This window comes from Rhodobacter sp. P2_H5 (genome assembly GCF_056403335.1).
Map to the genome: position 1 here is coordinate 44,006 of NZ_JBFUFS010000009.1, position 24,136 is coordinate 68,141.

19 protein-coding genes are annotated in these 24,136 nt (G+C 65.8%); 9 read left to right on the forward strand and 10 right to left on the reverse strand.

Annotated features, from left to right (window positions below):
* Window positions 1–120 precede the first annotated feature (120 nt).
* Complete coding sequence (locus AC1DVR_RS13660; protein ID WP_478001133.1) at window positions 121–672, forward strand: biliverdin-producing heme oxygenase; 552 nt, start codon at window positions 121–123, stop codon at window positions 670–672.
* Window positions 653–3,184, forward strand: a complete 2,532-nt coding sequence (locus tag AC1DVR_RS13665) for an HWE histidine kinase domain-containing protein (protein ID WP_478001134.1) — start codon at window positions 653–655, stop codon at window positions 3,182–3,184. The genes AC1DVR_RS13660 and AC1DVR_RS13665 overlap by 20 nt, the downstream gene beginning before the upstream one ends.
* 100 nt (window positions 3,185–3,284) lie before the next feature.
* Here the strand turns inward: AC1DVR_RS13665 and AC1DVR_RS13670 are convergent, their stop codons facing one another.
* Both AC1DVR_RS13670 and AC1DVR_RS13675 read right to left on the reverse strand, forming a co-directional pair.
* The gene (locus AC1DVR_RS13670) at window positions 3,285–6,992 is read right to left on the reverse strand and encodes a vitamin B12-dependent ribonucleotide reductase (RefSeq protein ID WP_478001135.1); all 3,708 of its coding nucleotides are present in this window, start codon (window positions 6,990–6,992) and stop codon (window positions 3,285–3,287) included.
* Between the two features lie 406 nt (window positions 6,993–7,398).
* A complete protein-coding gene (locus AC1DVR_RS13675; RefSeq protein WP_478001136.1) occupies window positions 7,399–8,286 on the reverse strand; it encodes a DMT family transporter in 888 nt (295 codons plus the stop codon).
* 173 nt (window positions 8,287–8,459) lie between these two features.
* On the opposite strand from AC1DVR_RS13675, the gene AC1DVR_RS13680 reads away from it, so the two are divergent.
* From AC1DVR_RS13680 to eno, 3 genes are all read left to right on the forward strand, one after another.
* Entirely contained in the window at window positions 8,460–8,882 is a 423-nt protein-coding gene (locus AC1DVR_RS13680) for a Fur family transcriptional regulator (RefSeq protein ID WP_478001137.1), read from the forward strand.
* Window positions 8,879–9,793, forward strand: coding sequence for a DMT family transporter (locus tag AC1DVR_RS13685; protein WP_478001138.1), 915 nt, complete (start codon window positions 8,879–8,881; stop codon window positions 9,791–9,793). Before AC1DVR_RS13680 ends, AC1DVR_RS13685 begins: the two co-directional genes overlap by 4 nt.
* A gap of 79 nt (window positions 9,794–9,872) precedes the next feature.
* Window positions 9,873–11,150 carry a phosphopyruvate hydratase gene (gene eno, locus AC1DVR_RS13690; protein ID WP_478001139.1) on the forward strand — a complete coding sequence of 426 codons (1,278 nt, stop codon included), beginning with the start codon at window positions 9,873–9,875 and terminating at the stop codon, window positions 11,148–11,150.
* 213 nt (window positions 11,151–11,363) lie between these two features.
* On the opposite strand, the gene AC1DVR_RS13695 is transcribed toward eno, so the two are convergent.
* Window positions 11,364–12,452, reverse strand: coding sequence for an NAD(P)/FAD-dependent oxidoreductase (locus AC1DVR_RS13695; RefSeq protein WP_478001140.1), 1,089 nt, complete (start codon window positions 12,450–12,452; stop codon window positions 11,364–11,366).
* A gap of 166 nt (window positions 12,453–12,618) precedes the next feature.
* Between AC1DVR_RS13695 and AC1DVR_RS13700 the strand changes: the two genes are divergently transcribed.
* The 3 genes from AC1DVR_RS13700 (at window position 12,619) to AC1DVR_RS13710 (ending at window position 15,780) form a co-directional block, all read left to right on the forward strand.
* Window positions 12,619–13,509, forward strand: coding sequence for a fatty acid desaturase (locus tag AC1DVR_RS13700; protein ID WP_478001141.1), 891 nt, complete (start codon window positions 12,619–12,621; stop codon window positions 13,507–13,509).
* A gap of 61 nt (window positions 13,510–13,570) precedes the next feature.
* A complete protein-coding gene (gene rarD / locus AC1DVR_RS13705; protein WP_478001142.1) occupies window positions 13,571–14,446 on the forward strand; it encodes an EamA family transporter RarD in 876 nt (291 codons plus the stop codon).
* Between the two features lie 83 nt (window positions 14,447–14,529).
* A complete protein-coding gene (locus AC1DVR_RS13710; RefSeq protein WP_478001143.1) occupies window positions 14,530–15,780 on the forward strand; it encodes a calcium-binding protein in 1,251 nt (416 codons plus the stop codon).
* A 35-nt stretch (window positions 15,781–15,815) separates the two neighbouring features.
* Here the strand turns inward: AC1DVR_RS13710 and gatB are convergent, their stop codons facing one another.
* A complete protein-coding gene (gene gatB, locus AC1DVR_RS13715) occupies window positions 15,816–17,327 on the reverse strand; it encodes an Asp-tRNA(Asn)/Glu-tRNA(Gln) amidotransferase subunit GatB (RefSeq protein ID WP_478001144.1) in 1,512 nt (503 codons plus the stop codon).
* A 187-nt stretch (window positions 17,328–17,514) separates the two neighbouring features.
* On the opposite strand from gatB, the gene AC1DVR_RS13720 reads away from it, so the two are divergent.
* A complete protein-coding gene (locus tag AC1DVR_RS13720; protein WP_478001145.1) occupies window positions 17,515–18,105 on the forward strand; it encodes a transglycosylase SLT domain-containing protein in 591 nt (196 codons plus the stop codon).
* A gap of 30 nt (window positions 18,106–18,135) precedes the next feature.
* Here AC1DVR_RS13720 and AC1DVR_RS13725 read toward each other — a convergent pair whose 3' ends face one another.
* The 6 genes from AC1DVR_RS13725 to AC1DVR_RS13750 form a co-directional block, all read right to left on the reverse strand.
* On the reverse strand, window positions 18,136–18,666 hold the full coding sequence (locus tag AC1DVR_RS13725; RefSeq protein ID WP_478001146.1) for a hypothetical protein: 531 nt from the start codon (window positions 18,664–18,666) through the stop codon (window positions 18,136–18,138).
* 63 nt (window positions 18,667–18,729) lie between these two features.
* On the reverse strand, window positions 18,730–21,273 hold the full coding sequence (gene pepN, locus AC1DVR_RS13730; protein ID WP_478001147.1) for an aminopeptidase N: 2,544 nt from the start codon (window positions 21,271–21,273) through the stop codon (window positions 18,730–18,732).
* Window positions 21,274–21,327: 54 nt separating this feature from the next.
* The gene (locus tag AC1DVR_RS13735; protein WP_478001148.1) at window positions 21,328–22,230 is read right to left on the reverse strand and encodes an SRPBCC domain-containing protein; all 903 of its coding nucleotides are present in this window, start codon (window positions 22,228–22,230) and stop codon (window positions 21,328–21,330) included.
* Window positions 22,231–22,263: 33 nt separating this feature from the next.
* The gene (locus AC1DVR_RS13740; RefSeq protein WP_478001149.1) at window positions 22,264–22,740 is read right to left on the reverse strand and encodes an SRPBCC domain-containing protein; all 477 of its coding nucleotides are present in this window, start codon (window positions 22,738–22,740) and stop codon (window positions 22,264–22,266) included.
* A complete protein-coding gene (locus AC1DVR_RS13745; RefSeq protein WP_478001150.1) occupies window positions 22,730–23,077 on the reverse strand; it encodes an ArsR/SmtB family transcription factor in 348 nt (115 codons plus the stop codon). Before AC1DVR_RS13745 ends, AC1DVR_RS13740 begins: the two co-directional genes overlap by 11 nt.
* Before the next feature lie 148 nt (window positions 23,078–23,225).
* Complete coding sequence (locus AC1DVR_RS13750) at window positions 23,226–23,969, reverse strand: EcsC family protein (RefSeq protein ID WP_478001151.1); 744 nt, start codon at window positions 23,967–23,969, stop codon at window positions 23,226–23,228.
* Between the last annotated feature and the right edge of the window lie 167 nt (window positions 23,970–24,136).

Sequence of the window (24,136 nt, forward strand, 5' to 3'; positions counted from 1 at the left end):
CGACTTCAGCCTCCGGTGCCGCGACCGGGACGGAACAGCAACAGACGCCTGCTTTGCCACCACCTGCGCGGGGGCAGATCCCCGGCAACGGGATTGGGCAACGGTATTGGGTGGTGAAACTTGAACGACAGACGGCGCGGCCTTCGGGCCGCCACGAGCGAAAAACACCGCCATCTTGACGCCCTGATCGGGCGTTTCGCGGATCGCCGCGGCTACCAGACCTATCTGCGCAGCAGCTTGAGCTTTCGGGCTGCGGCGGAACCGGCCCTTTCCGGGGCCGGGGCGCGGACCCTTGGCATAGCACCGGTTGATCTGGTGGCGCCCTTGATCCTTGATTGCGGCGATCTGGGCGTGGTGCCGGACCCCGCGCCGCTGCCCCCTGTCGCCCTACACGACCTGTCAGCCACCATCGGCGCGCTTTACGTTCTGGAGGGTTCGGCGCTGGGTGCGGCGGTCTTGCGCCGCGATGCCCAGGCGCTCGGCTATGATGCCGGCTTCGGCGGACGGCACTTTTCGCTCCAGATCGGCGCGCCCGGGCGATGGGCGGCTTTTCTGGCGGTCCTGGACGAGATAGAAGCCTTCGATCCGGGCGCGGCCATCAGCGGTGCCAACCATATCTTTGACCTCGCCATCCTTGCCGCGGAGGCCGCCTGTGCCGAATACGAGTGTTGACCTGACCAACTGCGACCGCGAACCGATCCACACGCCGGGTCGGATTCAGGACCATGGCTGCATGCTGGTATCAGGCCGCGACGGCCGCCTTGTCCTGCGCGCTTCGGCCAATGCGCAAGCCATGCTGGGCCTGACCGACGCGCCACAGGACCGCCCCTTGCAGGAGGTGCTGGGCGGCAATGTGGCGCATGACCTGATGAACGCCCTGGCCAAATCCACCGATGCGCGCCGCCCGGGCCTGCTTCGCATTGCCCAGATCAATGGCAGGGGCCCCTTCGACGTGGCCGTGCACCTGCATCAGGACAACCGCATCATGGAGTTCGAGCCGGTCGATCCGGCCGAGACGAGCTCCGCGCTCGACATCGTGCGCGCCCTGATCGCGCGCACCGTGGCCCTGTCCGATGTCGCTACCCTGGCCAAACGCATGCCGCTCTACATGCAAAGCCTGTTCGGCTACGACCGGGTGATGCTGTATCAATTCGCCCCCGACGGTTCGGGCAAGGTGATCGGCGAGGCCAAGCGCCCGGAACTCGAATCCTTTCTGGGGCAGCATTTCCCGGCGGCCGACATCCCCAAACAGGCCCGCGCCCTTTACCTGCGAAACACGATCCGGGTGATCGCCGATGCGAACGGGCCCTACAGCGCCATCGTGCCCGAGATTGATGCCTCCGGCGCCAGGCTCGACCTCTCCTATGCCCATCTGCGCAGCGTCTCGCCCATCCATCTGGAATACCTGCGCAACATGGGCGTCGGCGCCTCGATGTCGCTGTCGGTGATTGTCGGCGGCGAGCTTTGGGGCATGGTGGCCTGCCACCATTACGGCCCGAAGGCCCTGTCGCAGGTGCAGCGCGTCGCGGCAGAGATCTACACCGATTTCCTCTCGCTGCACTTGACCGCCCTGCACCACCGCCGCCGCGCCGAGGCGACGCTGCGGACGCGCAGCGCGCTGGATTCGCTTCTGGCCAACATGTCGTCGCAGTCCGATGCCGAAGGCTTCCTGCGCGACCATCTCGCCGATCTGGCCGGCCTGATCGAATGCGACGGGGTCGGCCTCTGGATGAACGGCGGCTGGTCGGCGGTCGGGTCCGCTCCGCCACCCGGCGCCATTCCCGCGCTGACCACCCTCGCCTCCGCCGGCAGCACGCCCAAGGTCCTTGCGGCCCATTCCCTCGCAGAGCAGATCCCCGAGGCCGCGGCCTATGCCGCCGCGGCTGCGGGGATGCTCTCGATCCCCTTGTCGGTGGTGCCGAAGGACTTCCTGTTCTTCTTCCGCAAGGAAAAGGTCCAGACGCTCGAATGGGGCGGCGATCCGACCAAGACCTATGAAGCCGGCCCGATGGGCGACCGGCTGACCCCGCGCAAAAGCTTCGCGATCTGGAAAGAGACCGTCGAAGGCCGGTCCGAGGAATGGACCGAGGATCAGCGCATCGTGGCCGAGGCGATCCTTCTGGGCCTGCGCGAAGTGATCCTGCGCCACAACGAAGTGCTGGCCAGCGAGCGCAAGAAGGCCGAGGTGCGCCAGCGCGTCCTGCATGACGAGCTCAACCATCGGGTCAAGAATATCCTGGCCCTGATCAAGTCGCTGATCGGCCACCCCACCGCCGAGGGCGAGACGCTGGAGGCCTATGTCCAGGTGCTCAAGGGGCGGATTCAGGCCCTGTCGCATGCCCATGACCAGATCGTGCGCGCCGATGGCGGCGGCAGCCTGCTGCAGCTTCTGTCGGCGGAACTGTCGCCCTACCCCGGCGCGCAGATCGTGCTGGAGGGCGAGGATATCGGGCTGGATGCGCAGGCCTATTCCGTCATGGCGCTGGTGATCCACGAACTGGCGACCAATGCGGCGAAATATGGCAGCCTTTCGACCCACACAGGCCAGCTGAACCTGTCCTTCCAGCGCGCGGCCAACGGCGATTGCGCCCTGATCTGGCGCGAGAGCAAGGGCCCGAAGGTCAAGATCCCCGAACGCTCCGGCTTCGGCTCGATCCTGCTGACCCGCAGCGTGCCCTATGATCTTCAGGGCACCAGCGAGGTCATCTACGCGCCCGAAGGCGTGCAGGCCCATATCACCATTCCCGCCAAGTTCATCAGCCCCCATGTTGCCAAACGCAAGGTGAGCCCCGCCATGACCGCCTCTCCCATTCCGCCCGTCGACTTCGAAACCAAGTCGATCCTGCTGGTCGAAGATCAGCTGGTGATCGCGCTCGATGCCGAGGACATGCTGCGCAGCCTCGGCGCGCAGGATCTGACCACGGTTGCGACGGCGGCCGAGGCCCTGAAACGGATCTCGGTCAAGACCCCGGATCTGGCGGTGCTCGACTTCAACCTCGGCTCGGGCACGACCTCGCTGGAGGTGGCACAAGAGCTGATGCGCCGCGAGGTGCCTTTCGTCTTCGCCACCGGCTACGGCGACAGCGTGATGATCCCCGAACCGCTGCGCAAAGTCCCCGTGGTGCGCAAACCCTATTCCGCCGAAGCCCTGCAAACCGCCCTGACCCAACTGATTAGCGCCTGAGCCCGGACCGCACCGCCCCCGGCGTCAGACAGCAAAAGGCCGGCGCAGGATCATCTGCGCCGGCCATTCCTATCCGTCCTCGGCCTCCTGAGGCGATGCCTCAGCTACACCCGCTCGTCCCGCCGCAGGTGTTGCACTTCATGCAGGTGCCGTTGCGCACCAGCGTGTAGTTGCCGCACTCGCCGCAAGGATCGCCCTCGTAGCCCTGCATCTTGGCCTTGACCCGCTGGTCGATGCCCACCGTGCCCGAGGCCAGCGCCGTGCTGGACCCGCCGCCCGCCGCCATCCGGGCGGTTTCGGGGACCAGCAGGTTCAGCGCGGCGGCACTGTCGGCCAGGCCCACATCAAGCCCCATGCCGGAGAAGCCGGTCATCCCCATGCCGCCCTGCAGCACCACCAGTTCCTGCGGCACGCGCTTCCTCAGATACCCGGTCGAGGAGATCTGCTTGATCACCTCCAGCCCGCGATTGGCCGCCGCATCGCTGACTTCGGCGATGTTGCGCTTGCCCTCGTCATCGCCACGGCCGAGATCGTCGAAGCTGTGGCCGGTCGGTTTGACATGTGCCAGATCGGTGCGGTCGAGGTAGGAAATCGCCAGTTCCCGGAAGATATAGTCCAGGATCGAGGTGGCGTTCTTGACGCTGTCATTGCCCTGCACCATGCCCGCCGGTTCGAACCGGGTGAAGGTGAAGGCCTCGACATATTCTTCCAAGGGCACGCCGTATTGCAGCCCGACCGAGATCGCGATGGCGAAGTTGTTCATCATGGCGCGGAAGCCCGCACCTTCCTTGTGCATGTCGATGAAGATCTCGCCCAGCCGCCCGTCGCCATATTCGCCGGTCCGCAGATAGACCTTGTGGCCGCCGACGATGGCCTTCTGGGTATAGCCCTTGCGACGTTCGGGAAGCTTCTCGCGGTTGGTGCGGATGACTTCCTTGATGATGATCTTCTCGACGATCTTCTCGGCCAGAACCGCGGCCTTTTCCTGCGCCGAACCCGAGGCCAGGATTTCCTCCGCCTCTTCATCATCCTCGATCAGCGCCGAAGCCAAAGGCTGCGACAGCTTCGACCCGTCGCGGTAGAGCGCGTTGGCCTTGATCCCCAGCGAATGCGACAGCTCGTAAGCCGCCAGCGTTTCGGCGATCGAGGCCGAATTGGGCATGTTGATCGTCTTGGAAATCGCCCCCGAGATGAAGCTCTGCGCTGCGGCCATCATGTAGATATGGCTGTCAACCGACAGATACCGCTTGCCCTTCTTGCCGCAGGGATTGGCGCAGTCGAACACCGAATAATGGTGCGGCTTGAGGAACGGCGCGCCTTCCAGCGTCATCGTGCCGCAAACATGGTCGTTGCAGGCGTCGATCTGGGCCTTGGTGAAGCCAAGGTGGCGCAGAAGGTCAAAGCCGGGGTCCAGAAGCTTGTCGGCCGGGATGCCCAGGTTGCCCTTGCAGAAATCCTCGCCCAGCGTCCACTGGTTGAAGACAAAGCGGATGTCGAAGGCGGTCGGCAGGGCGGCTTCGATCTTCTCCAGCTCGCGCGCGCCGAAACCATGGCCGATCAGCGAGGTGGTGTTGATCGCCGGAGCCTGGGCGATGGAGCCATGGCCCACGGCATAGGCCACCATTTCGGCAATCTGGTGGCTCGGATAGCCGAGGGTTTCCAAAGCGCCGGGGACCGACTGGTTGATGATCTTGAAGTAGCCGCCGCCGGCCAGCTTCTTGAACTTCACCAGCGCGAAGTCGGGCTCGATCCCGGTCGTGTCGCAGTCCATCACCAGACCGATGGTGCCGGTCGGCGCGATGACCGTGGTCTGCGCGTTGCGGAAGCCGTTGACTTCACCCAGGGCCAAAGCCTCGTCCCAGGCGGATTTCGCCAGGGCGACCAGCGTCTGATCCGGGCAGTTGCGGTGGTCCAGCGTCACCGGATCGACGTTCAGTCCCTCATAAGCCCCGGTCCCATGCGCTGCGGCGCGGTGGTTGCGGATCACGCGGAGCATATGGGCGGCGTTGCGCTTGTAGCTCGGGAAGGCGCCCAGTTCCTTGGCCATCTCGGCCGAGGTGGCATAGGCGATCCCGGTCATCAGCGCGGTCAAGGCCCCGCAGAGCGCCCGGCCTTCCTTGCTGTCATAGCCCAGCCCCATGTTCATCAACAGCCCGCCGATATTGGCATAGCCGAGGCCCAGCGTGCGGAAATCATAGGAGAGTTGGGCGATTTCCTTGGACGGGAACTGCGCCATCATCACCGAGATTTCCAGCGTGATCGTCCACAGACGGCAGGCATGGACATAGGCTTCCGCGTCGAACTTGGCGTTCTTCTGGAAGGTCAGCAGGTTCATCGAGGCCAGGTTGCAGGCCGTATCGTCAAGGAACATGTATTCCGAGCAGGGGTTGGAACCCCGGATCGGGCCGTCCTCCGGGCAGGTGTGCCAGGCGTTGACCGTGTCGTGGAACTGGATGCCGGGGTCGGCGCAGGCCCAGGCGGCATGGCCGATCTGGTCCCAAAGCTCGCGCGCCGAGATGGTCTTGGCGACCTTGCCGTCGGTGCGGCGGATCAGCTCCCAGGGCTTGTCCTCTTTGACCGCTTTCAGGAAGGCGTCGGTGACGCGGACCGAGTTGTTCGAGTTCTGGCCCGAGACCGTCATATAGGCTTCGGAATCCCAGTCGGTGTCATAGGTCGGGAATTCGATGCTGGTGAAACCCTGCTTCGCATACTGCAGGATGCGGAAGGTATAGGTGTCCGGGATCATCGCCTTCTTGGCCGCCTTGATCGCCGCCTTCAGGGCTGGGTTCTTGACCGGATCAACGCTGTCTTCCGAGGAACCATCCCACTGACGGATCGCCGCGAAGATCTCGTTCAACCGCGCTTCATGCGCCTTGGAACCGGCGACGAGGGAAGCAACCTTCTGCTCCTCGATCACTTTCCAGTTGATGAAAGCCTCGACATCGGGGTGATCCATGTCGCAGATCACCATCTTGGCCGCCCGCCGCGTGGTGCCGCCCGACTTGATCGCCCCGGCAGCGCGGTCGCCGATCTTGAGGAACCCCATCAGGCCGGAAGACTTGCCGCCGCCCGAAAGCTTCTCCCCCTCCCCCCGCAGCGAGGAGAAGTTGGTCCCGGTGCCCGAACCGTATTTGAAGAGGCGCGCCTCACGCACCCACAGGTCCATGATGCCGCCGTCGCCCACCAGATCGTCGCGCACCGACTGGATGAAGCAGGCATGCGGCTGGGGATGTTCATAGGCGCTTTCCGATTTCGTCAGCACCTTGGATTTGTAGTCGACGTAGTAATGACCCTGCGACGGGCCATCAATTCCGTAGGCCCAATGCAGGCCGGTGTTGAACCACTGGGGCGAGTTCGGCGCGCCCATCTGCCGTGCCAGCATGAAGCGCATCTCGTCGTAATAGGCCTTGGCGTCGGCCTCGGTCGAGAAATAGCCGCCCTTCCAGCCCCAATAGGTCCAGGCGCCGACCAGACGGTCGAAGACCTGCTTGGCCGAGGTCTCGCCAACAAAACGTTTTTCGGCGGGCAGCTGCTCCAGCGCCTCCTGATCCGGGACATGGCGTTCAAGGAAACGCGGCACGCCCTTTTCGGGCACGCGCTTGGTGATGGCGGGAATGCCGGCCTTGCGGAAATACTTCTGGGCGAGCACGTCGGCCGCAACCTGGCTCCAACCCTCGGGAACCTCGACCGCTTCGTTGCGGAAGACGATCTTGCCATCGGGATTGCGGATTTCCGATGTGGTCAGCTGGAAGGACATGGCGCCATAGGCGCCGGTGTCTGCCGAAGTAAATTTCCGCTCGATCTTCATCTGCCCCATCACTCCTTGTTTTTTCAAAACCAAAGGGCAGGCGCACAAAACCGGTCACGCCCCAATCCGGGCGCGTTCCTCAGCAGAGGGTTTTCGGTGTTATTGTCTGTCCCCGTCACGGCACGCCCTGTTTCCCGGCTTGGCCCCGACCTCTTCAAATTGCCGCAAGATCTGGGAGGCGGCAACGGATTTATTGCACATTTGCCCTAGATTTTGTGCTTGACGGCAAGGACCCGTCTAACTGTGGCGCTTTTACCCAAAGCGCCCTGCCTGTGGACAAGCCGGTGGATGAAATTCCGGGCACTGGGGACAGGGGTGCTATTTCCCAAACAGGCGCTGCGTTTGGCGGCGGGGACAAGTTTGCCGTCCCGCGCGCCCGTCTCAAGGCCGCGTTGATTCTTGCCCGTCACCCCACCCTGCGGTTGATCAAAAAGATCCCCACGGACACAAGGACGGCCGAGGCCAGAAGCGTCAGCGACAGCGACTCGCCAAAGACCAGATGCCCCAGCAGGATGGCGAGGATCGGCGTCAGGAAGGAAAACGAAGCCACGGTCGAGGCAGGATAGACCGACAAAAGCCACAGCCATGTGACAAACCCGCCCGAGACGACCACAAGCGCCTGCAAGACCAGCCAGACCCAGTCCATAGGCGTCACCTCGCGGATCAGGGGGCCGAAGAAGGGCGCCGCCAGCAAGAGGACGGGGGCGGAGACCAGCACCATCCAGAACAGCTGCGCCTCGGGCCCCGCCGCGCTCAGCCGCGATTTGCGCGCCACAAAGGCCGTGCCGGCCCAGCCCCAGGCGCCCAGCAGCGCACAGAAATCCCCCAGCCAGCTCACCTGCCCAGCATTGGCCCCGCCCCGCGCCGAAATCGCCCAGCCGGTGCCACAAAAGGCCAGCGCCAGACCCAGGGCCTTGACCCGCGTCGCCCGCTCGCCCGGCAGGAAGAAGTGCCCCAGAATCCCCATCCACAGCGGCATCGAATACATGATGAGCGAGGCATGGCCGACCGTCGTCAGATCCAGGGCCACGAACAGGCCCAGAAACTCCACCGCGAAGATCACCCCGATCAGGAGGCCCGGCCCCAGATCCGACAGCCTGACCCGCCCCAGCAGCCCGCGATACCACAGCCAGGCACCGACAAAGACCACCGCGAGGGCCGACCGCATCCCCGCCATGAAGACCGGCTGCAAGCCATGGTTCACCAGCTTGATCACGATCTGGTTGAGCGCCAGCACCATGGCCACCCCCAGAAGCGCCGCGATGCCGATTCCATCCATCCTGTCCTTGCGCATCGCTCTCTCCTGCTGTTCGGCGCCACCCTTTCCGTGCCCCGCGCCGGGGTCAACTGCCAATCCACCGGGGGCAAACATGCCGGGTCTGCGCCCTGCGCCATCTATCCTCTGGCACGCGGGGCCGCTTTCCACTAAAGCCGCGCCAACCCCAAGCCCTCCGGAAAGGCAGCGTCATGGCCGACATCATCGCCCGTTGTGAAGCCCGCGGCCTGCGCATGACCGAACAGCGCCGCGTCGTCGCCCGCGTGGTGGGCGAGGCCGAGGATCACCCCGATGTCGAAGAGCTGCACATCCGCGCGGCCAGGCTCGACCCGCGCATTTCGCTGGCCACCGTCTACCGCACGGTGAAGCTGTTCGAAGAGGCTGGCATCCTTGACCGGCTGGAGTTCGGCGACGGCCGCGCCCGCTATGAAGATGCCGAGCGCGACCACCACGACCACCTGATCGACGTGAACTCCGGTCAGGTCATCGAATTCGTCGACCCCGAGATCGAGGCCCTGCAGGAAAAGATCGCCGCCCGCCTCGGCTATCGGCTGATCGGCCATCGGCTGGAGCTTCTGGGCGTGCCGGTCCGCAAGGACGCCGACCCCGCATGACCGCCGCCACCGCCAACAGTTCTGCCGGCTCCAAGCACAACTTGCGCGGCATCTGCCTGATGGCCGGCTCGATGGCGCTGTTCTCGATGGAGGACATGTTCCTCAAACTCGCCGCCCGCGGTATCCCGACCGGCGAGATCCTGTTTGTGACCTGCATCTTCGCCTGGATCTTCTTCAGCACCCTCGCCCGCGCCGAAGGCAAGCGCACCGTCACCCGCGCCGCCCTTCACCCCTGGGTCGTGGCGCGCAATCTGGGCGAGATGGTCGGCACCTATGCCTTCATCTCGGCGCTGGCCGCCATTCCCCTGGCCACCGTCTCTGCCGTCCTGCAGGCCATGCCGCTCGCGGTGACGATGGGGGCGGCGCTTTTCATGGGCGAAAAAGTCGGCTGGCGGCGCTGGACGGCCATTCTGGTAGGCTTTGTCGGCGTGCTTCTGGTGATCAAACCCGGCCTAGACGGCTTCCGCCCCGAGGCTCTGTGGGTTCTGGTCACCGTGGCGGGCCTTGGCCTGCGCGACCTCGCCTCGCGCGCCATCCCGGCAGAGGTGTCGACGACGCAGGTTTCGGCCTGGGGCGTGGCCTCGGTCACGCTGATGGGTCTGGGCATGATGGCCTTTGAAACCCCGGTCCTGCCCGAGCCGGCGCAAGCCCTGATGCTGCTCGGCACCGTGGTCTTCGGCACGACGGGCTATTGGGCGATCACCTCGGCCAGCCGCACCGGCGAGGTCTCGGTCGTGGCCCCCTTCCGCTACACCCGCCTCGTCTTCGGCATCGCCATCGGCCTCCTGGTCTTCGCCGAGGTGCCCGACCTGCTGACCCTGGTGGGCGCCGCCGTCATCATCGGCTCCGGCCTCTACTCCTTCGCCCGCGAGCGCGCCCGCGCCGCCCAGCAGCGGCGAAATGCGGCTTGAGGCGCCAGAAGACTTTCCCTGATCACAAAGCCCGGCTAAAGGAGGGCGGGAGAGCACCCTTTCGCCATCGGAGATATCCATGAGCACGATCGTCGACATTCACGCCCGCGAGATCCTTGACAGCCGCGGCAACCCCACCGTCGAGGTGGATGTGATCCTTGAAAGCGGCGCGATGGGCCGCGCGGCCGTCCCCTCGGGCGCCTCGACCGGCGCGCATGAGGCCGTGGAGCGCCGCGATGGCGACAAGACCCGCTACATGGGCAAGGGCGTGCTGGAGGCGGTCGAGGCCGTCAATGGCGAACTGGCCGAAGCCATCATCGGCTTTGACGCGACCGAACAGGTCGGCATCGACCTGACCATGATCGAACTCGACGGCACCCCCAACAAGGGCCGGCTTGGCGCCAACGCCATCCTCGGCGTCTCGCTCGCCGTGGCGAAAGCCGCCGCCGAATTCACCGGCCAGCCGCTGTACCGCTACATCGGCGGCACCTCGGCCCGCGTGTTGCCGGTGCCGATGATGAACATCATCAACGGCGGCGAACATGCCGACAACCCGATCGACATCCAGGAATTCATGATCATGCCGGTCGGCGCGGACAATGTCCGCGAGGCGATCCGCATGGGCTCGGAAGTCTTCCACACCCTGAAGAAAGAACTGCAGGCCGCCGGCCACAACACCGGGATCGGCGACGAGGGCGGCTTCGCACCGAACCTGAGCTCCGCCCGCGTGGCGCTTGATTTCATTCTGAAATCCATCGAAAAGGCCGGCTATCGCCCGGGCGAGGACATCTACCTGGCCCTCGACTGTGCTGCGACCGAATATTTCAAAGGCGGCCGGTACGAGATGAAGGGCGAAGGCAAGTCGCTCTCCATCGAAGAGAACGTGGCCTTCCTCGCCAGCCTCGCCGCCGACTACCCGATCATCTCGATCGAGGATGGCTGCTCGGAAGATGACTGGCAGGGCTGGAAGCTCTTGACCGACACCTTGGGCAAAAAGGTCCAACTGGTCGGCGACGACCTCTTCGTGACCAACCCCAAGCGTCTGGAGATGGGCATCAAGTCGGGCTGCGCCAACTCGATGCTGGTCAAGGTCAACCAGATCGGCTCGCTGACCGAAACCCTCGCCGCCGTCGATATGGCGCACCGCGCGGGCTACACCAACGTGATGAGCCACCGTTCGGGCGAGACCGAGGACAGCACCATCGCCGACCTCGCGGTGGCCACCAACTGCGGCCAGATCAAGACCGGCTCGCTGTCGCGCTCGGACCGTCTGGCCAAGTACAACCAGCTGATCCGCATCGACGAAATGCTGGGCGACATCGGCACCTATGCCGGCCGCTCGATCCTGAAGGCCTGATCCACACGCCTTGACAGACCCAAACGGCGCGCCCCGCAAGGCGCGCCGTTTTTCTTTGGGGCCAGCGCGGGTTGACCCTGCGGGAGCCTCCGGCGGGAGTATTTGAGCAAAGCGCAAATGAAGGCCCCCTCTTCCCTTTGCCCTCTGCCGAAATACTCCGCGGGGGGTCCGGGGGGCGCGAAGCCCCCCGGCGCCGGGCAGAGGCGCGCCGGCTCAGGCCCAGAACCGCCCGGGCGCAAAGCTGGAAAGCAGGGGGTCACCCTCCCCCCCCAGGATCTCCGCCGCCAGAAGCTCGGCCACGATCGGGGCCAGAGTGACGCCGGAATGCATGACGGCCAGCCAGAGCCCGGGCGAGACCTTGCCCACGGCGGGCAGGCCATCGCCCGGCACCGGGCGCCAGGCCAGGGCCACCTGCTCGGCGGCAAGGTTCTTGTCGGTGAAGAGCGCGTTCACCTGCGCCAGCCCCGCCGCAACCACGGCCTGCGGGTCGGCGGGCGCGGTCTCGGTCGCGTCGGCCTGGTGGTTGGTCGCCAGGGGCATGATCAGGCGCCCCATGCGGTCCTGCCGCAGATCCTGCCCCGGCATGCCCAGCACATGATGCAGGATGCGCGGCACCGGTTGCGTGGTCAGGATCATCCCCGGGCGCGGCAGCATGGGCAGCACCCGGCCCAAACCTTCCAGCAAGGCCGCAGCCCCGGTGCCCGCCGCCACGATCACCTGATCCGCCGCAATCTCTCCCCCCGCCGTCACAGCACCGCAGACCACGCCACCCTTTTCGACCAGCGCGCTGGCGCCGAGCCCAAAGTAAACCTCCGCCCCGCGCGCCGCCGCCGCTGCGAGCAGGACCCGCGTCAGCCCCGCCGGATCGACCGCGCCCTCCTGCGGAAAGAACAGCGCCCGCTCCGGCGGCGCCGCCAGCGCCGGCTCGCGCAGGGCCACCGCCTCCTGCGTCAGAACCTCCGTCTCATAGCCCTGCGCCAGCAGCCCCGCGGCCATCGCATCTAGCGCCGCGCCCTCCTTCTCCCACCAGATGCAGCCGGGCCAATCCCACAAAGGCTCCGGCATCTGGCTCGCCAGCCGCGTCTCCAGCCGGTGATGCGCCGCGATCCCCGCCACCCGCAGCCGGTGATGCGCGTCGTTCAGCGAAAAGCTGGCGTTGATCCAGCCAAACGAGCGCCCCGAGGCTTGCGCCGCCGCCTGCATCCCCGCCTCCAGCACCGTGACCCGCGCCCCGCCGAGGCTCAACTGATAGGCCAGCGCCGCGCCGTTCAGTCCGGCGCCGATGATCAGACAATGTTCCATAGACCCTGTGCCCCGCATGAGGATGACGCCCGCCCGGGCGCGTCCGTCTTGAGATAGCAGATCAACCTCGCCGCACAATCCATTGCATTTGCATAAAACCCAACGCATCGCCGCTTTCCCGCGACAGGCCTTGCGCGCCCAGCACAGGGCTGGCTAACCTTGCCGCATGGAGCATGACCACAAGACCCTGATCGCCAGCCTGCCGCCCGATCTGCGCGAGAGCCTGACCCGCGCCTCGACCGCGCGCGGCCTCTGGCATCTGGCAGGCCATCTGGCCGCCATCGCCGCAACCTCGGCACTGATCCTGTGGACGCCGCTCTGGCCGCTGGCCCTTGTGGCGCAGGGCATCCTCCTGGTCTTTCTCTTCACGCTGGAACATGAGGCGACCCACCGCACCCCCTTTGCCAATGGAAGCCTCAACGACTGGGTCGGCCGCGCCTGCGGGCTGGTGCTGGTCCTGCCCTTCGAATGGTTCCGCTACTTCCACCTTGCGCATCACCGCTTCACCAACCTGCCCGGCCAGGACCCGGAGCTGGAGGGTGAAAAGCCGCAAGGCCTTTGGCCCTGGGTCCGCCATGTCTCCGGCCTGCCCTATTGGATCGCCGAGGCGAAGCTGACCTGGGGCCTGGCCCTTGGCCGCGTGACAGCGCCCTACCTGCCTGCCAATGCAATGCCCCGGATGCAGCGCGAGGCGCGCCTCATGCTGGCGCTTTACGCTCTGGCCGCGCTGAGCCTGGTCTTCTCCCCAGTGCTCCTCTGGCTCTGGGTCCTGCCGGTCCTCCTCGGCCAGCCCTTCCTGCGGCTCTATCTTCTGGCCGAGCATGGCGACTGCCCCTTCATCGCCAATATGCTGGAAAACACCCGCACCACCTTCACCAACCGGATCGTGCGTTTCGTGGCCTGGAACATGCCCTACCATGTCGAGCATCACAGCTACCCCGCCGTGCCCTTCCACAAGCTGCCCGCGCTCCATGCGCAGATCCGCGGCCATCTGCGGGTGACGGCAGACGGCTACGCCAGCTTCACCCGGCACTATCTGGCCCGCCGCCTGCGCTGACCCTGTGTATGCTTACAAGATTGGATTGGTGCCCCTGCGCGCCTTCCGCTAGACCGCCGGCATGACCCAGAACTCCGACACCCCCCGCGGTTTCGCCTTTGCCCTTTCGGCCTATCTTCTATGGGGCTTCCTGCCCTTCTACATGAAGGCCGCGGCACATATCCTGCCGACCGAGGTCATCGCCCACCGCGTGCTCTGGAGCCTGCCGATCGCGGCCCTGGTGCTTTGGGTCCGGGGCGAGCTGGGCGGCATCGCTTCCTTGTTGCGGCAGCCGAGGATGCTCGCCATGGGGGCCACGACCGCGGCGCTGATCTCGGTCAACTGGGGGATCTATGTCTGGGCCATCGGGGCCGGCCACGCGCTGGACACCGCCCTTGGCTATTACATCAACCCCCTGTTTTCCGTTTTCCTCGGCGCGGCCTTCCTCGGAGAGAAAATGACGACGCGGCAATGGGTTGCCGTGGGCCTTGCCGCCGCCGCCGTGGCGCTTCTGACCATCGAGGCGGGCAAGCTGCCGCTGATCTCCCTCACCCTCACCGTGACCTGGGGCTTTTACGCCTATCTCAAGCGCCGCCTGCCGATCGGCGCCAACGAGGGCTTCCTGCTGGAGATCCTGATCCTGTCGCCCATCGCGCTGAGCTATATGGTCTGGCTGGCAATGACCGGGCAGAACCACTTTGGCGCCACGATGCCCGACACCGTGCTTCTGGCCTGCAGCGGCGTGGTCACCGCGGTGCCGCTGATGCTTTATGCCAATGGCGCCAAGGGCTTGAAGCTCTCGACCATCGGCATCATGCAATATATCGCCCCGACGATGATCCTGCTGATCGCCATTCTGGTCTTTCACGAAAGCTTCGGTCTGGCCCAGATGATCGCCTTCCCGATGATCTGGGCGGCGCTGGCGCTTTACACCTCGGCCTTTTTCAAAAGGGCCTAGACCGGCGATTGTTTCCAAGGTGCCGGATTGCACTTTGCCACATTCCTGCCCCTAATGCCCGCATTCAGGACCGGGGGTTCGCGATGACGATTGCCAAAAGCACCAATTCCGCCGATTCCATTCTGGGCGGCGCGGGGGATGATCATCTGATCGGCTGGCTGGCCACCAATTCCGGCGGCTATCAGGGGCCGGTGACCGACGCCGATACGTTGGACGGTGCGGGCGGCAATGATCTTCTGGAAGGCGGCGATGGCGCAGACCTGCTTTTGGGCGGCACCGGAATGGACGTTCTTTTTGGTGGCGCGGGCAACGACAGTCTTAGCGGCGGCAGCGGTGGCGACGGCGTGATCGGCGCAGACGGCGATGACACGCTTCTCGGCGGGGCGGGCAATGACATTGTGTCGGACGACGTCGGGAACGACCTGCTTTATGGCGGGGCAGGCAATGACTGGCTGCGGGTCGGGGACGGCGTCAAGCAGGTCTATGGCGGGGCGGGAGACGACACGTTCATTGCCTATGGCGACGTGCACGGCTCGTACTTTGACGGCGGCATCGGCACCAACAGCCTGACGCTGGACCTCAAAGGCATGAACTTCCATGTCAATGTCTCGATTGCCGACCCGAATGTCCTGTCAGGCACAGTCGAGGGTATCCGGCTGCTGGCGATATCGCAGCTCGCCCTCTTTGGCGGGAATTTCGGCGATGTGATCACCGGGGGCGCGCTGGAGGACAATCTGGGCGGCAATGGTGGCGAGGATAAACTCAGCGGCGGTGGCGGCAATGACCGGCTCAGCGGCGGGGTGTGGAACGACACGCTGATCGGCGGCTTTGGCAATGACACGCTGTACGGCGGCAGCTTCCACGATGTGCTGTACGGCAATGTCGGCGACGACCTGCTGGTGGGCGGTATTGGCCGCGACACGATCTATGGCGGCGTGGGGCGCGACACGTTCTTTTGCCAGAGCCTGTGGGTCGGGCGGCAGGAAAACGCGGTCGATGTGCTGACCGGCGGTTCGGGGGCCGACCGCTTCATTTTTGCCTTCCGGCCCAGCTATCAGGTCACCGTGGCCGACAAGATCACCGATTTCACCTCGGGCGAGGACCGGTTCCTGCTTGACCGCGCCGGGATCGAAGGAACCCCGATTGCCGTGCTGTCCGAGGCCGGCTTTGCCCATGGCACCGCCGCGAGCGAGGCCGATGACCGGATCATCTATGATGCGGCGACCGGCCGGATCTGGTTTGACCCGGATGGCAATGGCAGCGCCGCAGCCCAGCTTTTTGCGCAGCTGGTGCCGGGGACGGCGCTGGCGGCCTCCGATTTCGGGATCATCTGAGCCTGTCAGGCCGAGGTCGGGGCCGAAGTCGCGCCTTACAGCCCCAGCTTCTGCGCCACCAGGGCATTGACCGCCGCCGGATTGGCCTTGCCGCCGGTGGCCTTCAGCACTTGGCCCGTGAACCAGCCCGCAAGCTTGGCATTGACCTTGGCTTTCGCGACCTGATCGGGGTTGCCCGCGATCAGCGCATCCAGCGCCGCCTCGATGGCCCCCATGTCGGTGACCTGCTTCATGCCATGCTTGGCAGCTTGCTCCACCGGGTCGCCGCCCTCGGTCCACAGGATCTCGAACAGGTCCTTGGCCATCTTGCCCGAGATTTCGCCCTTGGCGATCAGGTCCAGCACACCGCCCAATTGCCCTGCCGAAACAGGGGTTTCCGCGATGCTCTTGCCTTCCTTGTTGAGGCGGCCGAACAGCTCGTTGATCACCCAGTTCGCAGCGATCTTGCCATCACGCCCCTGCGCCACCGCTTCAAAGAAGCTGCCCGAGTCAAGCTCGGCCGTCAGCACATTGGCGTCGTAATCGGTCAGGCCGAAGTCGGCCATGAAGCGCGCCTTCTTGGCATCGGGCAGTTCGGGCATGGTGGCCGCGATATCGTCGACCCAGGCCTGCTCGATCTCCAGCGGCAGAAGGTCGGGGCACGGGAAGTAGCGGTAATCATGCGCCTCTTCCTTGGACCGCATCGAGCGCGTCTCGCCCTTGTCGGGGTCGTAGAGCCGGGTCTCCTGCAGGACTGTGCCGCCATCCTCGACAATCGCGATCTGACGGCGGGCCTCGTAGTCGATGGCCTGCTGGATGAAGCGCAGGGAGTTCATGTTCTTGATCTCGCAGCGCGTGCCCAGATGCGAGAAATCCTGCGTCGCCTGATATTTCTCATACTGGCCGGGCTTGCAGATCGACACGTTCACGTCCGCCCGCAGGTTGCCGTTCTGCATGTTGCCATCGCAGGTGCCCAAGTAGCGCAGGATCTGCCGCAGTTTCGAGACATAGGCCGCAGCCTCCTCCGGCCCGCGAATGTCGGGGCGGCTGACGATCTCCATCAGCGCCACGCCGGTCCGGTTGAAATCGACAAAGGACATCGCCGGGTCCATGTCATGGATGCTCTTGCCGGCGTCCTGCTCCAGATGGATCCGCTCGATCCGCACCAGACGCGCGACCCCCGGCCCCATCTCGACCAGCACTTCACCCTCGCCCACGATGGGGTGGTACAGCTGGGAAATCTGATAGCCCTGCGGCAGGTCGGGGTAGAAATAGTTCTTCCGGTCAAAGGCCGAACGCAGGTTGATCTGCGCCTTCAGACCCAGACCCGAACGCACCGCCTGCTCCACGCAGAACTCGTTGATCACCGGCAGCATGCCCGGCATCGCGGCATCCACGAAGGCCACGTTGGCGTTGGGCTCGGCGCCCACCTGGGTCGAGGCGCCGGAAAACAGCTTGGAATTGCTGGCCACCTGTGCGTGGATTTCCATCCCGATCACCAGCTCCCAATCCGATTTCGCCCCGGCAATCACCTTGGGCGCGGGGGTGGTATAGGTCAGGTCGAGCATGGAAGCCTCCAGAAATCCGGCGCGGTTGAGGCCACCTTTTAGGGTTGGGCGGCCAGCGGTTCAAGGGCCAATGGCGGCGGAAACTCGCCGAGACTCAGGGGGTGCGGGAACCCAAAGGTTGGCGAATCCGATTCGCGCCTGCAAAAGCCACGGGTCGCACGCACCGCGACGGCTGCCCAACGGACCGATGAGACGCATTTCCCTGACCCTGCTGGCGCTTTCCCTGGCCTTCTTCTCGGCACCTGTCGAGGCGAAAGCCAAGAAGACTCTCGCCCCCTTGCCCGCGATGCGCTGGGATCACCTTCCCGCGGCATCCGACTGGACCAAGGACGCACTCGTTCAGGTGGCGGCACACGATTCCGAACTGACGGGCACCGTCCCCGCCGATATCGAGGTCTATTGCCCGGGCTACGAAAGCGCCTCGCAGGACGAGCGCCGCGCCTTCTGGGTCGGTCTTTTGTCGGCGACGGCCAAGTACGAAAGCGGCTTCAACCAGGCAGCGGTCGGCGGCAAGGGCCGCTATGTCGGCCTGATGCAGATCTCGGTCCCGACCGCCCGGCTTTACGGCTGCGAGGCGAATTCGGCCGCCGGGCTGAAGGACGGCTCGGCCAACCTGTCCTGTGCCGTCGATATCGTGGCCCCGCATGTGGCGCGCGACAACATGGTCGCCGGAAAGGGGAACCGCGGCATCGCGCGCGACTGGGGCCCCTGGTCCTCGGCCCGCAACCGCGCCGCCATCGCCTCCTGGACCAGCAGCCAAGCCTATTGCCAGCCGTGATCCGCGGCACGCCGGCGATGGGCCCTGCGGTCAGGTGACGCGAAAAACCCGCTTGATGGCCTCCAGAGCCTCTTTCTGACGCGGGCTCCAGCTGCCGTCGCCATCGGCCATCACATCCTTCCAGACCAGAATCAAAGGCTCGAAGGCATCCATCGCCTTCATCCGCCACAGGCGCCGCGCCAGACGGTCAATCGCAGGCTGCGGCCCGCCGCACTCGCCCACCAGCCAGCGGCCCAGAACCAGCGCCTCTTTGGCCTGATCATGGCTTTGCCCCAGCCGCGCCTGCAGGCTGATGGTCAGCGCGTCCAGCTGTTCGGCGCGCGGCAGGCCGCCCAGTTCCAGAAAGCCGATGCCAAGCGCCGCCACCGCGACATTGGCATCGTCGAGCGAGTCGACCGGATGCACATTGGCCCTGCGGCGAAAGCCAAATCTACGGGCGGCGCCCATGACATCCTGCGCCATATTGGCCAGATCATCGGCCATATAGGCCGCATTGCGCGCCCGGTTGAGCCAGAAATACACGGCCGCAGCAGCAGCCAACACACCCAAAATGAACGGCACCGAAATCTCCATGGATCTTTGGCCCAGCCTAGTCAGGGCCGGGCCATTCGGTCAACCGCAGGTTTATCCCAGCATCCGCCCCACCATCTCGCCCAGATCGCGGCTGAGGCCCGGCGTAGCGGCGATCCGCGCAAGTTCCGCCTTGATCAGGGCCTGACGGCCCGCGTCGTAACGGACCCAGGTCTCGAAGGCCGTGGACATCCGCGCCGCCGTCTGCGGGTTCAGAGGGTCCAGCTTGATCAGCCAGTCGGCCAGCAAGCGGTAGCCCGCACCGGAGGCATGGTGGAAGCCCGCATGGTTGCCGGACAGCGCGCCGATCACCGAGCGGAAGCGGTTGGGGTTCTTCCAGTCAAAAAGCCTGTGCTGCGTCAGCTTTTCGGTGACGGCCGCCGCCTGATCGGGCGCGGCGCAGAGGATCTGCAGGCCGAACCACTTGTCCATCACCAGCCGCTCGGCCTTCCAGCGCGCCTCGAAGCCCGCCACTTCCGCCTGCCCCGCGCCGTTGTCGAGCAGGATGGCCAGCGTCCCGATCTCCTCGGTCATGTTGGTGGCTGCCCTGTTGGCCGCCACCACAGGCGCCAGATCCAGCCGCGCCTGCAGCCCCAGGGCCGCCAGCCGCAGAGCCCGCGCCCCGGCCTGCGCCGCATCCGGGTTGAAGGCGCCCTCGACAGGGGCCGCCAGCGCGGCGAGGCCCGGCGCCAGCTTCTCGGCCAACGCCTTGTGCAATCCCCGCCGCGCGGCGCGGATCGCCTCGGGGTCGGGCACCGCACCCGCAGCCGCCAGCGTCGCCGCCATGTCGTCATCGGTCGGCATCCTGAGGCTCAGCGCCCGGAAGGCCGGATCGAGGCTCACGTCCAGCGCCACACGCGCCAGCCCATCCAGCAGAAGCCCCGGCGCGGCCTTGCCCATCAGCACATCCTTGGCCAAAGCGCGCCCGGCCTCCCAGCGGTTGAAGCTGTCGGTGTCATGCGCCAGAAGGAAGGCCCGCTCCTCAGCCGCCACCTCGCGTTCCAAGACCACCGGCGCCGAAAACCCGCGCAGGACCGAGGCCGTGGGTCGGCTTGCCAACCCTGTAAAGTCAAAGCTTTGCGACGGCTTTGTCAGTTCCAGCACCGTGGTCGGCACCACCTCGTCGCCATTGGGGTTGAGAAGCCCCACCGCCACCGGAATCACCTTGGGGTCCTTCTCCGGCTGGCCCGGGGTCGGCGGGTTGGTCTGGCTCAGCGTCAGCCGGAAGGTGCCGCTGTCGGCCAGCCACTCCTCGGCCACCGCAACCCGCGGCGTCCCGGCCTGGCTATACCAGCGCTTGAACTGGGTCAGATCGCGCCCCGTGGCATCCTCGAAGACCTTCAACCAGTCCTCGATCGTCGCCGCATGGCCGTCATGGCGGGCGAAGTAGAGGTCCAGCGCCTTGGCGTAGCCTTCATCCCCGACCAGCCGCTTCAGCATGCCGATGACTTCCGAGCCCTTCTCGTAAACCGTCGCCGTGTAGAAATTGTTGATTTCGACAAAGCTTTCGGGCCGCACCGCATGGGCCAGGGGCCCGCCATCCTCGCGGAATTGGCGGGCGCGCAGGGTCAGCACATCCTCGATCCGCTTGACCGGCTGGCTGCGCATATCGCCGGTGAACTGCTGGTCGCGGAACACCGTCAGGCCTTCCTTCAGGCACAGCTGGAACCAGTCGCGGCAGGTGATCCGGTTGCCGGTCCAGTTGTGGAAATACTCATGCGCGATCACGCCTTCGATGCGGTTGTAATCGTCGTCCGTCGCGGTCTCCGGACTGGCCAGAACCAGCTTGGAGTTGAAAATGTTCAACCCCTTGTTCTCCATCGCGCCCATGTTGAAGTCATCTACCGCGACAATGTTGAAAATGTCCAAGTCGTATTCGCGCCCGTAAACCTCCTCATCCCACTTCATCGAGCGGATCAGGCTGTCCATCGCATAGGCGCAGCGCGTCTCGTCGCCCTTGCGGACATAGATGTTCAACGCGACATCGCGGCCCGACATCGTGGTGAAGCGGTCTGGATGCGCCACCAGATCGCCCGCGACCAGCGCGAAGAGATAAGCCGGCTTCGGCCAGGGATCGTCCCATTCCGCCCAACCCCTACCGCTCGCTACCGGGTTGCCATTCGACAAAAGCACCGGCAGATCCGCCTCGATCCGCACCTTGAAGGGCGCCATCACATCGGGGCGGTCGGGGTAGAAGGTGATATGGCGAAAGCCCTGCGCCTCGCATTGCGTGCAATACATGCCGTTCGACATGTAAAGCCCCTCCAACGCGAAGTTGCCCTCGGGGGCGATCTCGACCTCGGTTTCCAGCGTGAAATCGCCCGCAGGCAGCAGGGCGGCCGGCACCGTCAGCCCGGTCTCGTCCGGCGTCACCTCCAGCACGCGGCCCGCGATGGAGGCGGAGATCAGCGTCAGCCCCTCGCCATCCAGCCGCAGATCAAGCCCGGCCCCCCGCGCCGGGTTGGGCGCGAAGTCCAGTCGTGCCAGCACCCGCGTCGCCTTGGGCGCCAGCCGGAAGGTCAGGTCGACGCCCTTCACGATATGGCTGAAGGGCAGATAGTCTTTGAGATATATGGTCTTGGGGTTCTCGGCATTCATCGCGGCCATCCTTTGTTGGCCGCAAAGCTAGCCCCGCAACGCGGGATTGGAAAGTCAAAGCCGCTCGGCCATCGCGGCCAATTTAGCCAAAGTCTCCAGCCCCTTCGCCTCGGCCCCGTAGCCTTTCGCCGCCGCGCGCCCTGCCGCGTCGGGGAAGGTGATGGTCTGGGTGATCCGCGTGCCCCCCTCCTCGGGGGTCAGCGTGACGACGACCTCCATCGGGGCGCCCTCGGCATCGGCGTCCATCAGGAACTCGATCCGGTCGGCCCGCATCACCTGATAGCGGTGCCGGTTGGGCCAGGTCTTCCCCTCGCCCGTCATGTCAAAGCGCCAGAGGCCGCCCTCGCGCAGGTCGATCTCCTTGGTGGTGCAGGTATAGCCCTGCGGTCCGAACCACTTGGGCAGAATCGCGGGATCGGTCCAGCAGCGCAGGATCGTGGCCGCCGGCGCCTTGATGACGCGAGAGATCGTCATCTGCCGCGCCTCCAGTTCCTGCGCATAGGCCTCGAGCTGACCCGCGACCGTGCCCCAGCCGTCGAAGAAGCCCATCTTGGCATGGGTGGCCGCCGCCTCCTTCGTGCGATGGCGCACCACGGCGCGGTAGCGGGTCACGCCGGGGTCGCGGTCCTCGAAGGTAATGATGGCGGTCATGAAAGGCTCGGGCATCGGCTTCCAGCCGGCCTGATAGGTGTCGGTGAAGACGAGCTTTTCGCCCGGGACCACCTCCAGATAGACGCCGTTGTTCTCCATCAGGGTGCCGTCGACGTCGAAGGTCGTGTTGCAGGCACCGCCGGGCCGCAGGTCCAGACTGCAGGCCACCACCTTGTGCGGCTTCGGCACAAACCAGTGCGGCAGATGCCTGGGGTCAGTCCAGCAGGTCCAGAGCAAGGCGCGCGGCGCCTTGATGTCGCGGACCAATTCCAGATCGAGTTCGGGGTCGAGTTCAAGTTGGGTCATCATGGCATCCGTCCTGATGTCTGAAACGCAAATTCAAAGGGTGGGGGCCAAGGCGGCCAGCTGATCGGCCACGGTGCCCCAGCCGTCGTGAAAGCCCATCTCGCGGTGCCGCGCCGCATCGGGGGCGCGGGCATGGCGGGCGGTGGCGGCATAGGCGGTGCCGCCCTCGGCCTCGGTCAGGGCGATCTCGGCGGCAAAGCCGAACATCGGTTCGGCGACCGGGCGAAAGCCCGCGGTCATCAGATCGGTGAAGACCAGCCGCTGGCCGGGGTCGGCGCGCAGGACCATCATCTCGACCCGATGTTCGCCGCCCTCGGGCAGGATCATATGGGTGAAGAACCGCCCGCCGGGCAAGGGTTCGATCACCAGATCCGCCACGACCACCGGCGCCGGGACCCACCAGCGCCGCAACAGCTCCGCCTCTACCAGGCAGCGCCAGACCAAGGCCACCGGTGCCTTGATCAGCCGCTCGACACGCAGATCGCGGTCAGGGTCGATCTCAGAACTCATGCTTTTCCTCCGCCATCAATCGCGCCACATAATCCTCCAGCCGGTCGGTCCGCGCCTCCCAAAGGGCGCGCTGCTCGGCCAGCCAGTCCAGCGCCCCGGACAGGGTCTCGGGCACCGCCTTGCAATACCGCACCCGCCCGGTCTTCTCCGTCGTGATCAGCGCCGCCGCCTCCAGCACCGCCAGATGCCGCATCACCGTGGGCAAGGCGAGCCCGGTCGGCCGCGCCAGATCCCCCACCGGCACCGCCCCGCCCCCGATCCGCGCCAGCATGCCACGCCGCGTCGGGTCCGAAAGGGCCTGAAAGATCAAGGAGAGGTCCGGTTCATGCTTAGCCATAATGCTAAGTATCACATCCGGCGGCGCCTGCAAAGCCCCCTGGCCACAAGCCCGCCAAAAACCGCCCCCCTTCATCCAGACGAAAATATCCGCGGGAGGGTCTGGGAGGGCCGCCAGCCCTCCCAGCCTTGGAGCCGCAAACCCGACCCTAGCCGGTGCTGGGCAGCCCCTGCGCCCGGGCAAAAGCCGCCAGAACCGCCTCGGAGCCGTGATGCTCGGCCAGGACCATCAGGCGAAACCGGATCCGCGCCAGCTTGCGGTAGTGGTCAAGCCAGGCCGCGTTCATCACCGCCCCACCCAGCGCGCCGACCACCGGCACCGCCGAGGCGGCAAGCCGCTGGCCCAACAGCGGCACCAGACGTGGCACCGCCCGCGCAATCCAGCCCGACAGCGAGGGCCCGGCCAAGGCGAGCCGCGCCGAGATGAAAGCCGGGTCCAGCGCCGCCTCCGCCCCGACCGCCTTGCCGCGTGAGAGGATGTCGAGCGTGGCCAGACGCACGCCCTCGCGGTCAGGGTCCAACCCCGCCGCCCGCGCCTCCTGCCGGATCGCCTGCAGGAACAGGATCAAGGCCACCGGCATCTCGGCCAGGGCCCCGGCAAGCCCCACCGCACCGCCAGCCGCACCCGAGGCCATCACCACCCAGCGATGCCCCCGCGCGCCGAACTGCGGCACCTTGCCGGCAATCCCGAGACCGACCCGCAAGGCCTGCGCCACCTGCGCCTCGACCTCGGTGCGCAGACGCTGTGGCAAACGCGCCCAATGCGCCTCGATCCCGGCGCCGAGGTTGCGGCTGCGGGCCACAAGCGAGCGCTCCAGCCGCGCCTGATCGAAGGCCAGGGCAGAGACTTCAAGGTCAAGGTCATGGGTCGGAACGGCGGGAAGCTGGGTCATTCCCTCAATATGGGGTGCGGCGCGCCAAAGACAAAGCCCCGCGCGCGCCCTGCCCCTTCCCGAACCCAAAAGCGCGCCTGCGGCGCAAGACTTATCCTCGCCTCTGGCCAGCGGCCAACCGGCTCAGGCGCGCCTCCGGCGGGAGTATTTGGGCAAAGCGCAAGGGC